The organism is Sinorhizobium fredii NGR234 (assembly GCF_000018545.1).
In the GTDB taxonomy this organism is placed as follows: domain Bacteria; phylum Pseudomonadota; class Alphaproteobacteria; order Rhizobiales; family Rhizobiaceae; genus Sinorhizobium; species Sinorhizobium fredii_A.
In genome coordinates this window covers 447,957-467,945 of record NC_012586.1, presented here as the reverse complement: position 1 = coordinate 467,945, position 19,989 = coordinate 447,957, and the positions used below count along the sequence as shown (strand labels likewise).

Sequence of the window (19,989 nt, the reverse complement as noted above, 5' to 3'; positions counted from 1 at the left end):
GGCATCTTGCGCCCCTTGAAGGCGTCAGTGCCGCACGGTGCGCATCGGCGTGCCGCTGCGCTGCGTCACGCCGACCCCGGGTGCGACGCCCGCTTCGGCATTGGAGGCGGCAAGCAGCGGCTTGCCGCGCACGATGTCCGAGGCACGTTCGGCGAGCATGATGGTCGGCGCGTTGAGATTGGCGTTCGGCTCCGAGGGAAAGACGGAACTGTCGATGACCCGCAGCCCCGCGATGCCGCGCACCCCGAGATCGCTGTCGACCACCGCCATGGCATCCTCGCCCATGCGGCAGGAGCCGCAGGGATGATAGGTGCTTTCCATGGTCTCGCACACCCAGGCGTCGATCTCATCATTGCTGCGCACATTCGCGCCCGGTGCGATCTCCTCGCCGCGGAAGCGGTCGAAGGCCGGCTGGGCGATGATTTCGCGCGTCAGCCGCAGGCAGCGGCGGAATCCTTCGCGATCCTCCTCGCGGTCGAGATAGTTGAAGAGGATGTCCGGCTGCTCATGCGCTTCGGCCGAGCGCAGGCGCACATAGCCGCGGCTCTTCGGCTTGTTCGGCCCGGTCAGGACCATGAAGCCATGGCCGTCGAGCGGTTTCTTGCCGTCGTAGCGCATGGCGGCGGGCAGGAAGTGGAACTGGATGTCCGGCCATTGCAGCGAAGCGTCGGAACGGATGAAACCGCCGCTCTCGAAATGGTTTGAGACCGACAGACCCTTCTGGAACAGCAGCCATTCCGCGCCGATCAGGGCGCGGCTCAGGAGACCCATCTTGCCGTTCAGCGTGATCGGCTCCTTGCAGACATACTGGATATAGACCTCGGAATGGTCCTGCAGGTTCTCGCCGACACCCGGCAGATCGTGCAACACCTCGACGCCGGCCTGCCGCAGCACCGCCGCCGGGCCAATGCCGGAGCGTTGCAGGAGATGCGGCGAGCCGATCGGGCCGGAGGAGATCAACACCTCGCGGCTGGCCTTCGCCACGACGCGCTCGCCCTCGAGTTCATATTCGACGCCGACGGCGCGTTTTCCTTCCAAGACCACGCGCCGCGTCATGGCATGGGTGATCACCGTGAGGTTCGGCCGGCTCATCGCGGGCTTCAGGTAGGCATTGGCCGTCGACCAGCGCACGCCGTCCTTGACGGTCATGTGCATCGCGCCGAACCCCTCTTGCATATGACCGTTCGGATCTTCGGTGGTGATGTAGCCCGCCTCACGGCCGGCATCAACGAAGGCGCGGTAAAGCGGATTCTTCATCTTGTTGCCGGCATTGGTGGCGAGCGGCCCGGAGGCGCCGCGATAGGCGTCGCCCCCGTCCTGCCAGCTTTCGGCGCGCTGGAAATAGGGCAGGCAATTGGCATAGCGCCAGCCGCGCGCGCCCAGTTCCTCCCACTCGTCGAAATCGCGGGCATGGCCGCGCATGTAGACGAGGCCGTTGATCGAGGAGGAGCCGCCGATGACCTTCCCGCGCGGGCAATGCACCCGACGCCCACCGAGGCCGGGCTCCGGCAGGGTCATGTATTTCCAGTTGTACTTCGTGCCGTTCATCGGAATGGACAGCGCCGTCGGCATCTGGATGAAGATCGACATGTCGCTGCCACCGTATTCCAACACGAGCACTTTCGCGGCCGGGTCTTCGGACAGGCGATTGGCGAGCACGCAGCCGGCCGATCCGGCGCCGATGATGATGTAGTCGTATGTCTCGGTCATGACGGTGCTTCCGGAGTTACGGATAGAGGCCCCAGCCGCGCCTGCGGGCGAAGAGCCGGGTCAGGACATAGTGAACCGTGCCGGCCGCAAGGCAGGAAGGCACGGAGGCGGTGAAGTACTTGAAGGCCGGCAGGCTCGCGAGCGTCTGCGGATTGAAGACGAGGACATAGACGAGGAAGCCGGCGGCGAGAGCGAGGAGGCTGATGGGATTGAAGCCGCCCCAGAAACGATAAGGGCCGTTTTCCTGCGGGCCATGCAGGCTGCGCATGTCCAGCTTCTGGCCGCGCAGGAAGAAGTAGTCGGCAATACCAATGCCGGCGAGCGCGGAATTGAGCGCCGAGGTCCAGACGAGGAAGATGAAAAAACCGTCGTACATCTGCGGATAGAAGACCACGAGCCCGAGCGGGATGACGCAGAATAGGAAGAGTATGGTGCCCCAGGAAATCGCGCGCACGGAGGCCGTCCCCACCTGTCTAAGGCCGACGATCGAGGTGTAGAGAATGTTCGCCATCGAGGTCATGTTGGCGAAGGCGACGAAAAGCAGAGCGATGATGCCGATCACCGGGCCGGCGATCTTGGTCATCCAGATGGTCGGGTCGCTGTCGCCGAGCGCGACGGCGGCGAGCAGGCCGACGATTTCGCCAAGGGCGGCCGCGCCGAAGATGCCGAGGATGTTTGGCCAGAAGGCGGTGCGCTCGTTCTTTGTCAGGCGGGCGAGATTGCCGATATAGGGCCACCAGGAGAAGCCGGCTGCAAGGTTCACCTCGACGGCGATGATGAAGTTGAGCGTGTTGTCCTCGAAGGGTGGGGCAAGCGCCGGCATCGCCAGAAGCTCCGCGAAGGAGCGGTGCTGAAGAATGAGGTAGAGCATGACGATCATCAGGATCACCAGCGCGGGCGAGACGACCATGTTGAAGAACTTGATCGAGGTCGGCCCCCTAGCGACGACGAACCAGGTGACGAGGATGGCCCCAACGGCGGCGACGATCATCTTGATGCCGGTCGGGTTGGCGGCTTCCCCGGCGCTGAGCGCCGCCAGCCCGTCGATCGAGCGGCCGAACATCATGGCAAGCACGGCAAGCCAGCCCATGGTGAGCACTACGACGGCCAGGACATAGACGACGCGGCTGCCGTTGTAGCCGAACTGGCTGCGCAGCGCGACGAACTGCTCGATGCCGTAGCGGCCGGAAAGCGGCGTGGTGGCCAGCGCCGTCAGCATCACGCCGACGATATTGCCGATGACGATGGCGGCGATGCCCTCCTTCGGCCCGACGAAGAGGCCGACGGAACCGCCGATCAGGAACGCCCAGGTGGCAATGGCGAGGGCCGAATTGGCGTAGGTGAACTCCCAGAAACCCCAGAGCCGTTCGTAGGGCAGCAGCGGCGCATCGCCGCGTTCTGCGGCGGCGCGGTTGCGGCTGGCTTCCTGCCGTTCGGTTTCGATGGCGGCAAACCCGCCGTGCGTGACGTGATCGGTCATCTCACGCCCCCCAGATCCAGAAGGCCACGACCAGCACGAGCGTCAGCGCGCCCATGCCGGCATAGTCGAGGACGGTCATCGTCCCTTCGAAGCGGTGGCCCGCCTCGATGTCCTCGTAGATACGGGCGCGACGCGCCAGTTCGTTCTGCCAGGCGGTATCGTTTTCCATGTCGTTCCCCTTTCGCGTCGCGCCTTCGGCGTCTTTCCGCGATCATGCGACCCCATCAGCCGCGGATCTTGCGAATCCGGCCGCCCATGGGCGACGGCCGGCGAATTTTCACGGCAGCGTGATCCACACCGCCTTCGTCTCCATCAGGTAGTCGAGCTGCTCGGGCCCAAGGTCCTTGCCGAAGCCCGAGGCCTTGAAGCCGCCGAACGGCATCGCGGGATCGATCGTGCTATGGGCGTTGACGTAGATCGAACCGGCGTGCAAGCGCGGGATGAGCGTGTGCACCCGCGACAGGTCGTTCGAATAGATCGCCGCTGCGAGCCCGAAGGGCGTATCGTTGGCCAGCGACACCGCATCGTCCAGGTCGTCGAAGGGGCTGGTCACCAGCACGGGGCCGAAGATTTCCTCGCGCACGATGCTCATTTGCGGCTTGCAATGAGAAAAGATGGCGGGCTCGATGAAATGGCCCTGCCGGTGGAGGCTGGCGCCGCCATGGATCAGCTCGGCGCCCTCGCGACGGCCAGCCTCGATGTAGCCGGAAACGACCTTCTTCTGCTGCGCCGAGACCAGCGGGCCGATGTAACAATCGCGGTCGAGGCCGGGCGCGATTTTCAGCGCGCTTGTGACGGAGACCAGCTCGTCGAGAAATGCATCGTGCACCGACCCCTGGACATAGACGCGCGTACCGGCGTCGCAGACCTGCCCGGAATTGAAGAACACGCCGTTTGCGACGGCCACGGCGGCACTCTGCAAATCGGCATCGTCGAGCACCAGCACGGGCGATTTGCCGCCAAGTTCCAGCGTCACATGCTTGAGATTGCCGACGGCCGTGCGGCCGACCTCCTGCCCGACCGGCGTCGAGCCGGTGAAGGTGACCTTGTTGATGCCCGGATGGGTCGACATGGCTGCACCGATGATGCTGCCCTTGCCCGTCACGATATTGACCACCCCATCGGGGATGCCGGCCTCCTGCACCAGTTCCGCAAAGCGCAGCGTAGAGAGCGAGGTAAGCTCCGCCGGCTTGACGATGGCGGTGCAGCCGACCGCCAGCGCAGCCGCAAGCTTCCAGGCCAGGGTCTGAAGCGGAAAATTCCACGGCACGATGGCTGCGACGACGCCGAGCGGCTCCTTGCGGGTATAGGCAAGGTAATTGCCGGGAAGAGACGGCTCGACGGTGCGTCCGTGCAGCTTGGAGGCCCAGCCGGCGAAATAGCGGAATGTATCGACCGTGCCTCGGATATCGATTTCCCGGGCGAAGGTCACCGACTTGCCCATGTCGATCGCTTCGATCTCCGCCAACTCGTCGGAATGCGCTTCGATCAGGTCGGCAAGGCTATGCAACAGGCGTTCGCGCTCGAGCGGCTTGAGGCGGCGCCAGGCTCCGCCGTCGAACTGGCGGCGGGCGGCCCGGACGGCCCGGTCGAGGTCCTCAGGCGTACCCGAAGGAGCGCGGGTGATCAGGCCGCCGGTGGAGGGCTCGAAGATATCGAAGGTCGCGCCATTGCTGCTATCGCTCCAGGCGCCATCGATGAACATCTTCTGCGGCTTGGCCAGAAACCGCCGCGTCGCGTCACTGACGCCATACTGATCCAGATAATTGCGGACGCTTTCGTCCATGCCCTTTCCTCCTCATCAGCCGGCCGCTGCACGCCTGCCGGTTTCCTATTGTGCGGGCCGTGTCGCACCCACCCGCCGGGGCTCATCGATCAGCGTTGTTTTGCCTTGGCATGCATGACGCGGCCGATCAGGTTCATCAGCACCTGCGCCGCCAGGATGGAGGTGCCGCCGGTATGGTCGTAATCCGGGGCTACTTCGACCAAATCGATGCCGACCACCGTGCCGCGCTTGGCCAGCGCCGCCAGGATCTCCAGCACCTCGTAATAGATGAAGCCGCCGTGCGACGGCGTGCCGGTGCCCGGCGCGATCGACGGGTCGAAGCCGTCGATGTCGATGGTGACGTAGTAGCGCGCGCCGGCCGGCACCCGCTCCACCACGGCGTCGGTGCCCAACACCCGGATCTGGCGCACCGAAAGGATGTCAGAGCCCATTTTGCGCGCGTCCTCATAGCCTTCCTTCGCCGTCGAGGAGACGTTGCGGATGCCGAGCTGCGACAGGCCGCTGACATAGGGCTTTTCCGCCGCGCGTCGCATCGGGTTGCCGTGGCCGTAGCGCACGCCGTGCCGCTCGTCGACGAAATCGAGATGGGCGTCGATCTGCACGATATGGATCGGGCCTTTCCTGGCGCAGTCCTCGTCGAAGGCATTGACGCAGGGGATGTTGACGGAGTGGTCGCCGCCGAGCACCACCGGCAGCGCGCCGGCAGCGAGGATCTTGCGCACGCCGAATTCGATATTCGCGTGGCTCTTCATCGTGTCGGTGTGGACGATGTCGGCATCGCCGATATCGACGATCGAGACCTCGCCGCTCGGCAGATACGTGATATCGTCCTCGTGATCGTAGGCGCCGCGGTGGCCGAAGGAGAACAGGGTCGAGGCCTCGCGGATCGCGCGCGGCCCGAAGCGGGTGCCGGCCCGCCATTGCGTGCCACAGTCGAAGGGAGCGCCGAGGATCGCGACGTCGGCGTCGATCGCGTCCCAATCCGGCTGGTAGGGATTTTTTCCGAAGGTGCAGATGCCGACGAATGGCAGGTTCAAACGTCCGGTTTCATATGAATTGCTGGCCATGTCCCCTCCTCCAAGATCGGAGGAGTGTGCCAGGGGCTGATACGTTTAAAAGCCTCTATGATTGCATGTTTACTTGTGCATTAATCAATGCATGATCAACAAGGTCCGCCACCGCGTCCTAAAGCTCTCTCTCGGCGATGCAGAGCTTCGGCTGTTGCGCGTCTTCGCCTCTGTGGTACAGCAGGGCGGCTTTTCCGCTGCCCAATCGGCGCTCGGCATGACGCAGGCGACGATCTCCACTCATATGCGCCATCTGGAGGAGCGGCTGGGCCTGCGCCTGTGCAGCCGCGGGCGCAGCGGCTTCCAGCTTACCGACGAGGGCCGGCTCGTCTATGACGCAGCGCTCGAACTGTTCGGGTCCTTGGAAAAATTCCAGAGTCGCATTGGCGAGGCGCAGGGCGAACTGACCGGCAATCTCAGCTTCGGCACCGTCGACGCCATGATCACCAATCGCGACCTCGACCTGCAGGGCGCGCTTGCCGCCTTTCGGGCCACGGCACCGCGCGTGCATCTGGAAATCGATGTCGCGGCGCCACAGGTGCTGCATCAGGGCCTGCTGAACGGCTCCTACCAGATTGTGCTGATGCCCTCGGTCGGCAGTGTCGCGCCGCATTTCCGCAGCCACCCGGTCTTCTCCGAAGTACAGAAACTCTACTGCGCGCAGGGGCACCCGCTCTACTCCCGGCCAGATGCGGAACTCACTGACAAACTTTTCGAAGAGCAATCCTTCGCCGGCCGCACCTACATGCTGAACGAGACGATCTGCGGCGTGAACTTCAGCTGGGCCGCCGCCACGCCGCACATGGAGGGTACGCTACTACTGCTCCTTTCTGGCGCCTATATCGGCTTCCTGCCCGATCACTACGCCGACGAATGGGTCCGCACCGGCCGCCTGCGGATGCTCGCGCCGGAGCGAATGGCCTTCGAGGATATGTTCCACATCGCCTATCCGCGCAACAAGCCCTCTCGGGCCGCCGAAACACTTGCGCTGGCCATTACCAAAAGCGCGCGAAAGCCGCATTGAGCCACGTTGCTCGGAAGGCCCTTCCAAGGTGCATACCTCTTGTACGCCGGCCAAACGGCCGCGAGTGGTGTTCCGCATGATACATTATGCGATCCTATCGCACAAAACGGAAACAAACACTGCACAATGCTCGTGACCCCGTGCAGCGTCGAACTTCCTCTACCTGACCGGCGACGATACCCAACTTCGCCGTTTGCTCTTCGATCCTCCGGCCGGCCACTAGCAGTCATGGAAGTATCGGCTGCACAGCCTGTCCCATGTATGACCTTACAGGGCCTCCTCACCCGAATTTTTGTCCGGTTCACGATCCGCTACCGCCGACCTTAAAATTAGCAGTTGCGTCAGGTTCGATCCTCGAATTCACCCGTCCAATGGGTCTCATTCGGCCTTGGATGGCAATCTCGATGGGCCGTATCCTGGCGAAGCAGCAAGGTATTCTAGATTTAGCGGCGCAGTACAAAGAAACGGCCGTCAAGCTTGGTGAAACTCAACCACATTCCGTGGCGTCTTTTGGCTCTGCATTCGATTGAGTTTTATCTGAACGCACTTCTGCTTGCCAAAGGCGTCGATCAACAAGATGATCCGTGGTTCTCAACACGATCTTGGTGAGCGGACGCGAATAGCAGCGGGCGCCGCGGTGGTCTATACGGCGGAGATATGTGAGATTACTCCAGAAGCGCTATGACAAGAGGAAGTGAAGTAGACCATCTGAAGAGCCGTCCATAGCAAACGTCGCGACACCATCTACGCCGAAACCAACAATTGGCCGTTTAGAGGCCACTCGCCTGATATACCGCGTGCTTGAGACGGGACGCGCCGTTAATGAGGAAAGCTTGATCGGATTCTAACAAGTAAAGGCTAACTCCTAGTTGATTCCACCGTGGGATCTCAGCTAGGTCCGGTACAAACATGCCGACCGCCTTCCCACGCTTTGCTGCGGTCTCACAGATCATTGTCGAGGCATCAATTACCTCTGGAGCAACAGCCGAGGAGGCGCCGAGGCCTACGGCCAGGTCGGCGCGGCCGATGAAGAAGCAGTCGATTTCCTCGATTGCCATAAGTTCGTCAAGCGTCGAAAGGACCTCTGCATCTTCCAGCTGCGCTATGATTGTTGTCATCTTATTCGAGGCCATTATGTGATCGGCCATTTTGACGCGAGTGTACCCGGCCGCGCGGCTTGACCCGGCGTAACCGCGGCCTCCGGGCGCGTAGAGGCAGGAAGACACGAGCTCCCGCGTCTTCGCGGCATCATAAACATGGGGGATCACGACGCCGGTGGCACCGAGGTCCAGTGCATTTAATATCTCCGTTGGAAATGGGGCCTGAACCCGAACCAAGACCGGCATGTCCTGTGCCCGCGCCGACAATATTGCTCCGTCCAAGTCCATTCGGTCGAATGGTGCGTGCTCGGCATCCAGGCAAAGGACATCCATAGCCGATCCGGAGAGGACCTCGGTGACGATTCTCGACGGGGTCTTGATCCACGTTCCGACGGTGAGTTCGCGAGCGCGCGTGCGCTCTTTGAAGGTCAGGGTTCGTTCCATGGTCAAGCTCCGGCGAGACGTTCGCGCAGCGCATCGGGATTGATCACCGTGTCGGGAATTTCTCCATTCAGGACACTGAGCACGGATGTCGTTGCGGATCGCGTCATCCTCGCAATCGACTCCGTGCTGATACCGCCGATATGGGCCGACGCAATGAGGTTGGGTACGTCCGCCAATGCCTCCGCACCGGGCGGCTCGACTTCGAAGACGTCGAGAGCCGCACCGGCGAGGTGGCCGGAGCGAAGGGCGGCAAACACTGCGGGCTGTTGGACAAGGCCACCGCGCGACGTATTGATCAGGTAGGACCCCTTCGGCATGAGAGCGATACGCGCGGCGTTCATCAGCTCGCGTGTATCGGCAAGCAGCGGAGCGTGCAACGAGACGATATCGGAGCTGCCCAGCAGTTGATCTAGAGAGCCACAGCGTTCCGCCCCGTGGACTTTCTCTACCATCGCATCGAAGTAGAGCACGCGCACCCCGAAACCGAGAAGACGCCGAATGACGGCCTTGCCGATGATGCCGGCACCGATCAGGCCGACGGTCTTGCGGTAAAGCTCGGTCGGCGTCGCCTCTCCTACCCTGTCCCATCGACCCGCCTTGACGGCTTGGTCTTGGGTGACGACCCTGCGCATCAGGCCAAGGATCATTGCGAGCGTCTGATCTGCGACCGTTTCGGCATTCATGCCGGGCGTAACCGAAATCCCGACGCCGAATTCCTTCGCTGCATCATGGTCGATGGAGTCTGTACCGACCCCGACACGCGCGATCACCTTGAGGTTTCTGTCACCCGCCAAAACCTCGCGGGTGAAAGGATCAGTGGAAACGATTGCCGCGTCGCAATCCTCGAGCAGCGTCGCCAGTTCATCCGCGGTACGGTTGCCCCTCTTGGGCCTCAACACCAGTTCGTGGCCGGCTGCGATCAGTCGGGCGCCAGTGTCCTCGTCGCGGGGGCTATATCCCGGCCAGCTTATAAATACCCTTGCCATGTCCGGTCCTCACAGATTGCGATAGGTGACGTTGGCGGTCGCACCTTCCGCGGCGGAACGAACGATGGCGTCGACGACTTCCGCGCAATAATATCCGTCGCGGAATGTGGCGCCGATCGGCGCGATCTCCCCTAGTCCGCCGATTGCGGCAAGCATATGCATGGCTTCGTGGCTGAAGGTGTCGACCCACCCCAATGGATGCCCAGGTGGCAGCCAGTTCTTCTGATAGGGATCTCCGTCTCGCAGCACATTGATCCGCCGCCAGATCTTGTCCGTGCCGGCGTATTCCAGCTCATTAAGATTCTGCATCGAAAAACGGATCGAGCCGCGCGACCCATCGACCTCGATCCGGCTTGTCACCATGTTGCCACCGGCGACACGCGACGCTTCGAGCACGCCGAGTGCGCCGTTCTCGTAGGTCAGGAGGGCGGCGAAAAGATCGTCGGTCTCGATGCGCTGTTGGTCACCTGCCTTGCCGACCGCGATCCCGGTTACTGCTGTCGCCCGAACAGGGTCGGAAGACAGAAGGAAGCGCGAGATATCGATATGGTGCGAACCAAGATCGCCCAACACACCTGAACCGGCGAGCGTCTTGTCATCGCGCCAGCTCTTCACCCGGTTTTCGGAAAGAGAGGAGGAGACGAGGAAGTTCGAGCGGAAATGATAGATATCGCCGAGTTCCCCTTCCTGGATCATCTGGCGGGCCAGTTGCAGGGCGGGGAAGAAGCGATAGTTGAAAGCACACATGTGCTTCACACCGGCCTCGCGTGCGACCTTCCACATTTCGAAGGACTGAGTCGCATCGGGCGCCAGCGGCTTTTCGCAATAGACGTGCTTTCCCGCAAGTGCTGCCGCTATGATGGGTTCGACGTGGATGGAGTTCGGACCGACGTTATCGACCAGCTGGATATCTGGGTCGTCGATGATTTCCTTCCAGTCGGAGACAGCCCGTTCCCATCCGTAACGTTCCCGCGCCTCCTCAAGCCGAGCGGTGTCCCGTCCATAGATCGCTTTCAAGCGCGGCCGGGGCACGTCAAGCGGCGCGATCACGGCGACATCCCGATAACCAATGGAATGGGTCTTCCCCATGAAGGCATGACCGATCATGCCAACCCCGACTGTGTTTCGTCCCGTCATAAGCTCCTCCATTGCATAGCTATGCATTTGTATTTTGCTGTCGCTTCTATGTCAACGCTGCAAACTCCAAAGCCTGCAGCGCGAGAATGAAACAGCGCTGTTATTTGCTCTCTGTCACGGCCTGAACCGAGGAGAGAACGATCTGGACGAGATCGTACGCCCGCAGCCCATCCTCTAATGTGCAGAGGGGTGCCTCCCCTCTCGCGAGAATGTCGGCGAGATGGTCGATCTCGGCTTGGTATGCTGGCCGATAGCGATCCCAGAAGTGCTCGAACCGGCGCGAAATACGCGTATCTTTTGCGCTGTCAAAAATCACAGGGCTGATACGCGGATCTTCGCAGATAATCCGGCCCTCCCCGCCAAAGACCTCTAGACGCTGTTCGAACGCGTGTGCCGCGCGCCGCGTTGCCGACACGTGGGCTACCGCCCCGCCCTCCCACGAGAGTATGATGTTGGCGGTATCGAAGTCGCCGATCTCCGCGAGGGTCGGGTCGGCATTACGGTCCAGTTGAGCGTAAGCGCGCTCGGGAAGACTGCCCATAAACCAGTTCAATTCGTCGAGGTCGTGGACCACCATATCAGCAACAATGTTGCCCTGGTGAAGGACCGCCGAGCGAGCGGCAAGACGGGGATCTCGACTGAATTGCAGGATATGCTCGACCTTCCCGACATCCCCTGCCCGAACGCGCGCGTGAACTTCTTGCCGGTAGGCGTCGAATCGCCGATGAAAGCCCAGAATTACGGGGATGTTGCTGCTTGCGACAGCCGAGATCGCCTCCAGGATTGGCTCTCGCGAGAAGGCGACGGGCTTTTCGCAAAGAGTTGGCAAGCCAAAACGGCAGGCCTCCAGCACGTAGGACACATGGGTTTCGGTCGGAGAGGCGATCACAAGCGCGTCCGGCTTGCACGTATCAATGGCCGCAGCGAGCGTCTGAAATCCTGGAATGGACCATTTCTCGCCGAAATAGGCTCCATCAAATGGATCCACGAAACCTGCGAGGTGCATTCTCGGATTTCGAGTGACGGATATCGCATGAACATCGGCTATTCGGCCGGACCCGATGATAACAACCTCGTATTGTGCCATGGCGTGATCTCAAAAATTCTTGGACTCTAAGGGAAGGCGTCGGCGCCATCGCGTTCGAATGATCGCCGACTCAACGACCAGGAATTATCTCTTAGGATCAGTTGATCCAGTGAAACCTCTATGGTCCTTTTATCAAGCTGCTTCAGTCGAACGCCGAGGTTTTCTCGATCTTGACCCAGCGGTCCTCTTCCGCGGCCTGGAAAGCACCGGCGATGACGCGATTGATGTGTAGGGCCTGCGCGAAGTTCGGCGCGGCGTTGGGGTTCGCATCGATGACCGCCTCAATCGCGCGGCGGGCGGTGACGACGAAGGCTTCGCCATATCCGAGCCCCTGGCCCTGCGCGTACCAGAACGGGTCCGCCTCAGGATGGATGCCGCCGAGCATGATCCGGCGGAAACCGCCGACGCGCTGCGGGTCAGCGGCGCTGAAGAAGTGCAATTCGTTGTTGCGTTCCCAGCTGAAGGAGAGCGCGCCCTTGGTGCCCGTCACCGAGAAGCTGAGATCGGATTTGTGGCCAGCGGCTGCCCATGACGCATGAACCGAACCAAGAGCGCCGTTCGAGAACTGCACCAGCGAAGCGGTCAGGTCGTCGACAGTGACCTGCTTTGCATCCGGCCCGTTGACCGGGCGCTTTTCGTACAGGCGGCGCGTCTTGGCGGTGATAGACTCGACGGGACCCATCAAAGCGGATGCGATGTCCATGATATGGGAGCCGATATCGCCGAAAGCGCCACCCCCGGAAACCGGCTTGTCAAACCGCCAGGAGAAAGGAAGCGCAGGATCGGCTGCGTAATCCTGGAAGAAGTGCCCCTCAAAATGGAGGACCTCGCCGAGCTCGCCCTCGCGGATGAGCTGCCGCGCAAGTTCAATTCCCGGCCAAGTGCGATAGGAGAAATTGACGAGGTTCACCTTTCCGGATGCGCGGGCGGCTTCCGTCATGCGCTCGGCCTCGGCCACGGTGTTTGACAGCGGCTTCTCGCAGAAGACATGCTTGCCATGAGAGAACGCGTCGATGGCGATGTCTGCGTGACTATCGTTGGGCGTGATGATGATAACGACATCGATGTCGTCTGCCCGGGTCACCTCTTTCCAGTCACTCGTATGGCTTTGCCAACCCCAGCGCTCCGCCCCTTCCTTCGCTGCCTCCGGCACGATATCCGCCATGCGGACCATCTCGATGCGGGGCAGCTTCGGCCAGAGGTAGGCGCCGATATTTCGCAGCGCTAAGCTGTGCAGTTTGGCCATATAGCCGGAGCCGACGATACCAAAGCGAATTTTTTCCATGGAAATCCTCCTCGAATGTTTTGATTTCAGCGAATGCTTCTGCCGCCATCGACCGGGATGGACATCCCCGTCATGAACGAAGAATCATCACTTGCCAGGAAGGCGATAACGCTTGCGACCTCGTCCGGCCGACCAATGCGACCGATCGGGTGCTTTGCGAGGACGGCGGCTTCGGCCGCATCGGTGTCCTGCGAAGAATTCAACCAGTTCGTGACCATCCGCGTCCGGATCGCTGCGGGGCAAACAGCGTTCACCCGTATGTTGTCGGACGCGAGATCTAGGGCGAGCGACGAGGTCATAGAAGTGATGCCGCTCTTGGACGCGCTGTAGGCGACCATGTTTTCTGTGCCCCGGATGCCGGTGATGGACCCCACATTGACGATCGCCCCACCGCCGGCTTGCCGGATTGCCGGAACGGCCGCCCGGCATCCTAGAAAGATGCTCGTAAGGTTTGTGTCGATGAGCCGGCGCCACTGCTCCAGGCTTGTCTCTTCGACGGAGCCACTTTCGCGAACCCCGGCATTGTTGATCAAGATGTCGAGGCGACCGGCTGCTGAGACGACCTTCGAGATGGCCCGCGTCCAATTTCCTTCGTCCGTTACGTCGAGGCTGATGGAGGCGACCCCCTCGATATCGATCTTCCCGCGTCTGTGCGCAGCAAAAACCGTACCGCCTTCTTCGCGAATCCGCTTGATCGTTTCCAGGCCAATGCCCGTCGAGGCGCCGGTAACCAGCGCGACTTTATTTGCAAATCGTTGCATAGCTTGCTTTCGCCTTCCTCCATGGAAGCACGCCTCCAACCGGCTAGTTCCCCGCGATTAATTCGGGATATACCGCAAACTTTTATCTTTGCATAGCTTTGCAAATTTGTTTAAGTGAAAAAATCTCAAAATCGCAGGAAGTGCTCAGCCACAGCGGGAGGAATCCATGTCCAGCACGATCAGACTGACGGCGGCCCAGGCCACCATCAAATATCTCCAGAAGCAATATTCGGTATTCGATGGCAAACGGGAACGACTTATCGGCGGCATCTTCGGCATCTTCGGGCACGGCAATGTCGCTTCGATCAGTCAGGCGATCGAGGAATATGGCGAGGAACTGCCCTACTACCAGCCGAAGAATGAGCAGGCGATGGTCCACGCCGCAATGGGCTACGCCAAGATGAAGAACCGACGCGCGACGCTGGCATGCACCGCCTCCATCGGTCCGGGCTCGACGAACATGATCACGGGCGCGGCGACCGCGACCGTCAACCGGATTCCGGTTCTGCTGTTTGCGTCGGATACCTTTGCCCATCGCCGCACGGGCAACGTACTGCAGCAACTTGAACATCCCGTCGACGGCGACCTGACCGTCAACGATTGCTTCCGACCGATCAGCCGCTTCTTCGACCGCATCTCGCGCCCCGAGCAGATCCTGACCGCCCTGCCCGAAGCGATGCGCGTCCTGACGGATCCCGCCGACACCGGCGCGGTCACCATCTCATTCCCTCAAGATGTCGAAGGCGAAGCCTACGATTATCCCGTCGAATTCTTCCGCGAGCGGAACTGGGTCATCCGCCGCCGCGACCCCTCGCAGGACGACGTGAACGAAGCCATCGCCGCCCTTTCTCAAGCCCACGCGCCTCTAATCATCGCAGGTGGTGGTGTCCGCTATTCCGCGGCCGAGCGCGCTCTCCGCGACTTCGCCAATCAATTCGGGATTCCTGTGGCCGAGACGCATGCCGGCAAAGGCGTGAGCCTTGACACGCCACTGTGCCTCGGCGGCATGGGCGTCACCGGAACCGGCGCGGCCGGCCGAATTGCAGAACGGGCCGATGTCGTCGTGGCGATCGGCACCCGCCTCCAGGATTTCCAGACAGGTTCGCGCTCGGCGTTCCACGCCCCCAACGTCACCTTCGTCTCGATCAACACGAACAGCTACGATGCGCACAAGCTTCGCGGCGTGCCGGTCGTCGGCGATGCCCGGCTGTCCATCGAACGCATTGCCGCTGGCCTCCGCGAGGCGGGGTATTCGACTGCCAGCACCTATCGAGACGAAATCAAATCGCGGCAGCGCGAGTGGAAGGAAGCCTACCGGAACGACATCGCCGTGCCGCCTGGCGGAGAACTGAACCAGGGCACCATCGTGCGCATCGTCAACGAGTCGACGCGTGCCGGCGACGTTGTGATTGCCGCCGCCGGCACGCCGCCTGGCGAAATTCACAAGGCATGGGACAATTCCAACGGCTCGAAGGCGTTTTTGGAGTTCGGCTTCTCCACGATGGGCCACGAAATCCCGGCTGCTATCGGTGCACGATTGGCAAATCGCAGCGACGAGGAGATTTTCGTCATTATCGGCGATGGCACCTATCTGATGGGCCCGACCGAGATCGTCACGGCCGTGCAGGAGAATGCCAAGATTACCGTGGTCGTCATCGAAAACTACGGCTACCAGTGTATTCGCGATCTGCAGGAAAACTCGACCGGTATCGACAATCTGGGCAACGAGTTTCGCGCCCGCGATAACGATGTCCTGCGCCCGAACGGCAGCTACCTTGAAGTTGACTATGCCGCAAACGCAAGATCCATGGGCGCCGCGGTTCTTTCCGCCTCCGACGAAGAGCAGTTCAAGGACGCGCTGGCGAAGGCACGCGACGTTCGAGGTCCGACCGTAATAGTCGTCAAGGCGGAAAAGCGCGGCCGGTCCATCGGCTCTGGGGTCTGGTGGGATGTTGGCGCTTCCGAGGTGACGAACACAAAATCCGTTTCGGACGCGACCACCAAGTTCCGTGCTGGCGAACGCAACCAGCGTTATCTCGGCTGAGGAGATACCGATGAGCCTCGAACCGAAGCTGCTGCTTGCCGCTCAAACGGAGCTCGGAGAGTGCCCGGTCTGGGATCCAGACCGGAACACCCTCTTCTTTATGGATATCATCGGCAAGAAACTCCATGCTTACGAATGGAGCTCGGGCAACGACCGAGTGCTGGAGCTTCCGGCACTGGGCGGAGCGCTAGCGCTTGCGAAAGACGGCCGGCTGATTGCTGGCCTGCAAAACGGCATCCATATGATCGAGCCGGAGTCGGGAGCCATTGAATTTGTGACCGACCCGGAACCAAACAAACCTGATCATCGGCTGAATGAAGGCAAATGCGATCCGGAAGGGCGGTTCTGGATCGGCTCCATTTCCACGCTCGGCCGCTTTCCCTCGGGGTGCCTCTACCGGTTGGAAAAGGATGGTTCTGTCAGCGAAGTCCTGAGCGAGGTCAGCGTCCCGAACACCATGGCTTGGCTGCCTGACAGTAAGGGCATGGTGTTCGCCGATAGCGTCACGAAGCAGGTCTGGCGCTTCCAATACGACGCCGGCACAGGTGCGATCAGCAATCGCGAAGTATTCATCGATGTCAGTGATTTTACCGGCATTCCCGACGGCGTTGCGATCGACTCGGAAGGCGGCCTGTGGATTGCCGAATTCGGCGGTGCGGCGGTGCATCACTTCTCGGCAGAGGGAAAGCGGATCGGGAGGGTGATCCTGCCGGCCACGCAGGTAACGTCATGCGTCTTCGCGGGGCCCGATCTGCAGCACCTGGTCATCATTACAACAAAACGACTGTTGGACGAGAGCGGACGAAAAGCCCAGCCGCATTCCGGTGATTTATTTGTCGTAGAGCCCGGAGTTCGGGGACTTCAGCCTCATCTCTTCGGATAGACGAAAGCCCGGGCGGCTGAACCGCCCGGGTTTTTCCTTACCGCGTGCCAGCCTTCACGCCCTGCTCTGCTTCATCGATATTCGACAGGTCCACGATCGCGGGCCCGGTATAGATATCCGCCGCGAGAGTGAAGCCTTGGGTCTTGTGCATCCACATGTGCTGCACTGCCAGAAACCCCTGCAGATATTGCTGGCTATCGATCGTCGCCATGATGCGGCCGGAGCGAATGCCGTCAAGCTGAAGCTGGGCGACGTCAAAAGTCAGGTGCTTCCAGGTCCGCCCGGCGCCAACGATGGCTTCAGCATCAAGAACGGCTTGCGCGCCCGGAGGGCCGAGTGTCAGGACAGCGTCCACATTCGGATTGCTTTCCATATATTTGGCCACGGCCTCGGCGCACTCTTCAGGCTGCCCGCCAGGAACGCGCAGCCGTTCCGCCGGCACGCCAGCCTTGTCGAAGGCGCTCTTGAAGCCATGCCAGCGGTCGCTATGGCAGATGTGCTGGTAGAGGTAGTGATCGACACACATCGCCGCTCGCGGCTTCACGTGCTCGAGCAGGTACCGGCCAGCAAGTTCGCCGGCGTTGAAATCGTCACCGCCAATGTAGAACAGGTACGGAATGCGTTCACCTTCCGGTCGGCTGTCCTTCGCGTTGACGCAGATGACGGGTATCCCGTCCGCAATCGCCGCTTTGAGCGCACCTTCCACTGCTGCGACGTCAGGCACCGTCGAGATGATCCCGTCGGGACGGGCATGACGAGCGCCGTCAATTAGGCCAGCCTGGATCTCGGGAGAAAATTTGCCGGGGCGCAGATGCTCGACATCGACATCGAACCGCGCAGCGGCGTCCAGCAGTCCGCGGCGGAACACCTCCCAGAAGACGTCCCCGAGGATGTCATGTGTGACCGCGTAGAATTTCAGTTTCTTGCTCATAGGTAAGCCCTACCCTCCGAATCGAACTCCGGCGGCTGACAGCCGCTTGTGAGGCGGGCGGCACAAGCCGCCCGCAAACTGGTCAGAAACCCGCCGACTTAAGATAGGCAAGGCTCTTTCGAGCGTCACCGAGTGGGTCGAAGGAAATCGTGGGATCGATGTCCTGTTCGATGTTGGCCGCACCGTCATACCCATACGTCTTGAAGGCCTTGGCCAGTTTTTCCCAATCGACCACGCCAACCCCCATTGGGCAGAAGATCTTCTGTTCGACTGCGGCGAGGAACGGAACCTTCTCGGCGAGAACGCGCTTGTGAACCTCGGGATCGATGTCCTTGAAATGGAAATATTGCACCCGCTTCGCATGGCGCTCATAGAAGGCGACAGGATCGATGCCGGCATATGCCATGTGGCCGGTGTCGATGCAGATGCCGACACGCTCGGGATCTAGCCGCTGAAGGACACCTTCAATCTCGTCCTCGAACTCGATGTAGCAGCCCGCGTGCTGGTGAACCACAGGCTTCACACCGGCAGCAAGCGCGATGTCGGCGATACGATCGATAAGCCCGATCATGTGCTCGAATTGGCTCTCGCTCAGCTTCTTGGCGAGGTCGCGACGGCCTGCCGTCGCCATTCTCTCTTCGGAGATGTGGTCGATTGTTACAAGATAGCGGCCGCCTACGGCCGAAAGCAGTTGTACAGTCCGCGCCGCGTTGTCGAGCACGGTATCCGTTTTCGCCGGATCGTGAAGAATTTGGAAGACGAACCCTGCTTCGACGGTCAGCCCTCGACTTTGGAATTCGCTCGCCAGCCTTTTGGGCTCGGTCGGGTAGAAGCCATAGGGACCGAGCTCGGTGTAGCTATAGCCAGCCTCCGCGATCTCGTCCATGATCTTCGGCCAAGGCGGGTTCTTCGCATCGTCGGCATAATCGACGCCCCAGGATACTGGGGCGTTCGCAAGTTTTACATGCATAGGAAATCCTCCATTTTCCAACGGTCCATTCGCTGGCCTTGCAACCATCTACCCTCTTTTGCATAGCAATGCAATGTTTATGAATAGCTACCCACGATATGGCTAGGAATTCCTGTGTCCTATGCTATTTTCTGACTCGATAAGAATTCAGCGGATCGGACGCGAGTTGAAAAAAAGCGCAAAAGCCTTGGATAGCGGACCTTCTCGAAAGAAGTACGCGTCGTCTATCGACGTAGCGAGGCTCGCAGGGGTCTCGCAGTCGGCGGTTTCCCGCACATTCACCGAGGGGGCCAGTGTTTCTGCGAAGACGCGGGAAAAAGTGATGAAGGCGGCCGACGAATTGGGCTACGGGCCAAGTATCATCCCGAAGATAATGCTGACGCACAAATCGTCTTTGATCGCCATTGTAAGCGGAGGTTTGTACAACCCATTTTACGCGGGGGTGGTAGAAAAACTCTCCCATGCGGTCCAAAAATCTGGTTCGAACGTTATGCTTTTCTCGGTGAACCACGGTGAATACATCGATGAGATAATCCCGGATATACTAAGTTACCGGGTAGATGGTATCGTCTCAGCCCTGTCGATTGTTTCGGCGGAGGCAGCAGAGCGTTGCGCCAAGATGCACACGCCGGTGGTCTTGTTCAATAACAAGCTCTCCAACGAATGGGTTGCGTCGATCTGCAGCGATAATGTGGAGGGCGGACGGCAGATCGCAGCCCTTTTCTTGAAACGTGGGGCGCGGCGCTTTGCCTACATCGGAGGCAAAAAGGGTAACCTCGCAAGCGAGGACCGTTTTGCCGGGTATCTAAGCGGCCTTATGCAAAATGGCATCAGCGACGTGGCTATGGCTTACGGAGATTTCCGACACGACGAGGCCTTCATAGCAGCCAAAAAGCTACTTTCCTCTCGAAAACCACCTGATGCCATATTCTGCGCTAATGATTTAATGGCAATCGGTGCAATGGAGGCAGTAAAAGCACTCGGATTATCAGTACCTGACGACGTGCTTGTCGCGGGGTTTGATGACATCCCGGCTGCGGCTTGGCCAAGTTTTGACCTGACCACAGTTCGACAGGACGGAGATGCGATGATTGGCAGGGCTATGGACCAACTCGCGCGCATGGTTGATGGAGAGCACCTCGCTGGAAATTCGCTCCATCTCATTCAAGCACCGCTAGTCGAGAGAGGATCTACTGCACGGGAGCCGCGAAAAGCTGAATGAATAAACCCGAGGTTGAGCTTTGACTGCTCCTTCAACGCCGGGCATTTCTCTGTGAGCTCAGCAAAAATAATC

The 19,989-nt window shown here is 60.6% G+C and carries 18 protein-coding genes; 5 read left to right on the top strand and 13 right to left on the bottom strand.

Annotated features, from left to right (window positions below):
- Positions 1–24: 24 nt before the first annotated feature.
- The 5 genes from betA to speB form a co-directional block, all read right to left on the bottom strand.
- Complete coding sequence (gene betA / locus NGR_RS02260; protein ID WP_012706525.1) at positions 25–1,710, bottom strand: choline dehydrogenase; 1,686 nt, start codon at positions 1,708–1,710, stop codon at positions 25–27.
- Positions 1,711–1,726: 16 nt separating this feature from the next.
- A complete protein-coding gene (locus NGR_RS02255; RefSeq protein ID WP_012706524.1) occupies positions 1,727–3,190 on the bottom strand; it encodes a purine-cytosine permease family protein in 1,464 nt (487 codons plus the stop codon).
- Position 3,191: 1 nt separating this feature from the next.
- Positions 3,192–3,359 carry a hypothetical protein gene (locus tag NGR_RS32225; protein ID WP_012706523.1) on the bottom strand — a complete coding sequence of 56 codons (168 nt, stop codon included), beginning with the start codon at positions 3,357–3,359 and terminating at the stop codon, positions 3,192–3,194.
- Between the two features lie 108 nt (positions 3,360–3,467).
- On the bottom strand, positions 3,468–4,976 hold the full coding sequence (locus NGR_RS02250; RefSeq protein ID WP_012706522.1) for an aldehyde dehydrogenase family protein: 1,509 nt from the start codon (positions 4,974–4,976) through the stop codon (positions 3,468–3,470).
- 89 nt (positions 4,977–5,065) lie between these two features.
- Positions 5,066–6,043, bottom strand: a complete 978-nt coding sequence (speB, locus tag NGR_RS02245) for an agmatinase (RefSeq protein ID WP_012706521.1) — start codon at positions 6,041–6,043, stop codon at positions 5,066–5,068.
- Positions 6,044–6,134: 91 nt separating this feature from the next.
- Here speB and NGR_RS02240 point away from each other — a divergent pair, with 91 nt between their 5' ends.
- Together NGR_RS02240 and NGR_RS33540 are read left to right on the top strand one after the other, a co-directional pair.
- Entirely contained in the window at positions 6,135–7,067 is a 933-nt protein-coding gene (locus NGR_RS02240) for a LysR family transcriptional regulator (RefSeq protein ID WP_012706520.1), read from the top strand.
- A gap of 404 nt (positions 7,068–7,471) precedes the next feature.
- Positions 7,472–7,597, top strand: a complete 126-nt coding sequence (locus tag NGR_RS33540; RefSeq protein ID WP_282096847.1) for a hypothetical protein — start codon at positions 7,472–7,474, stop codon at positions 7,595–7,597.
- A 240-nt stretch (positions 7,598–7,837) separates the two neighbouring features.
- Here NGR_RS33540 and NGR_RS02235 read toward each other — a convergent pair whose 3' ends face one another.
- From NGR_RS02235 to NGR_RS02210, 6 genes are all read right to left on the bottom strand, one after another.
- Positions 7,838–8,611, bottom strand: a complete 774-nt coding sequence (locus NGR_RS02235) for an HpcH/HpaI aldolase family protein (RefSeq protein WP_012706518.1) — start codon at positions 8,609–8,611, stop codon at positions 7,838–7,840.
- Positions 8,612–8,613: 2 nt separating this feature from the next.
- Positions 8,614–9,597, bottom strand: a complete 984-nt coding sequence (locus tag NGR_RS02230) for a phosphoglycerate dehydrogenase (RefSeq protein WP_012706517.1) — start codon at positions 9,595–9,597, stop codon at positions 8,614–8,616.
- 9 nt (positions 9,598–9,606) lie between these two features.
- Entirely contained in the window at positions 9,607–10,734 is a 1,128-nt protein-coding gene (locus NGR_RS02225) for a Gfo/Idh/MocA family protein (RefSeq protein WP_012706516.1), read from the bottom strand.
- A 100-nt stretch (positions 10,735–10,834) separates the two neighbouring features.
- Positions 10,835–11,821, bottom strand: a complete 987-nt coding sequence (gene iolG / locus NGR_RS02220) for an inositol 2-dehydrogenase (protein WP_012706515.1) — start codon at positions 11,819–11,821, stop codon at positions 10,835–10,837.
- A 142-nt stretch (positions 11,822–11,963) separates the two neighbouring features.
- Positions 11,964–13,106 (bottom strand): Gfo/Idh/MocA family protein, encoded by a 1,143-nt coding sequence (locus NGR_RS02215; protein ID WP_012706514.1) that lies wholly within the window; start codon positions 13,104–13,106, stop codon positions 11,964–11,966.
- 26 nt (positions 13,107–13,132) lie between these two features.
- On the bottom strand, positions 13,133–13,906 hold the full coding sequence (locus tag NGR_RS02210; RefSeq protein ID WP_012706513.1) for an SDR family NAD(P)-dependent oxidoreductase: 774 nt from the start codon (positions 13,904–13,906) through the stop codon (positions 13,133–13,135).
- Positions 13,907–14,033: 127 nt separating this feature from the next.
- Between NGR_RS02210 and iolD the strand changes: the two genes are divergently transcribed.
- Positions 14,034–15,911 (top strand): 3D-(3,5/4)-trihydroxycyclohexane-1,2-dione acylhydrolase (decyclizing), encoded by a 1,878-nt coding sequence (iolD, locus tag NGR_RS02205; RefSeq protein WP_012706512.1) that lies wholly within the window; start codon positions 14,034–14,036, stop codon positions 15,909–15,911.
- A gap of 10 nt (positions 15,912–15,921) precedes the next feature.
- Positions 15,922–16,794: an SMP-30/gluconolactonase/LRE family protein gene (locus tag NGR_RS02200; RefSeq protein ID WP_012706511.1), complete on the top strand. Its 873-nt coding sequence runs from the start codon at positions 15,922–15,924 to the stop codon at positions 16,792–16,794.
- Positions 16,795–16,831: 37 nt separating this feature from the next.
- Here NGR_RS02200 and NGR_RS02195 read toward each other — a convergent pair whose 3' ends face one another.
- Positions 16,832–17,725, bottom strand: a complete 894-nt coding sequence (locus tag NGR_RS02195; protein WP_012706510.1) for a sugar ABC transporter substrate-binding protein — start codon at positions 17,723–17,725, stop codon at positions 16,832–16,834.
- An 82-nt stretch (positions 17,726–17,807) separates the two neighbouring features.
- A complete protein-coding gene (locus NGR_RS02190; RefSeq protein ID WP_164923813.1) occupies positions 17,808–18,695 on the bottom strand; it encodes a TIM barrel protein in 888 nt (295 codons plus the stop codon).
- Positions 18,696–18,816: 121 nt separating this feature from the next.
- Between NGR_RS02190 and NGR_RS02185 the strand changes: the two genes are divergently transcribed.
- On the top strand, positions 18,817–19,917 hold the full coding sequence (locus NGR_RS02185; protein WP_012706508.1) for a LacI family DNA-binding transcriptional regulator: 1,101 nt from the start codon (positions 18,817–18,819) through the stop codon (positions 19,915–19,917).
- Positions 19,918–19,989 lie beyond the last annotated feature (72 nt).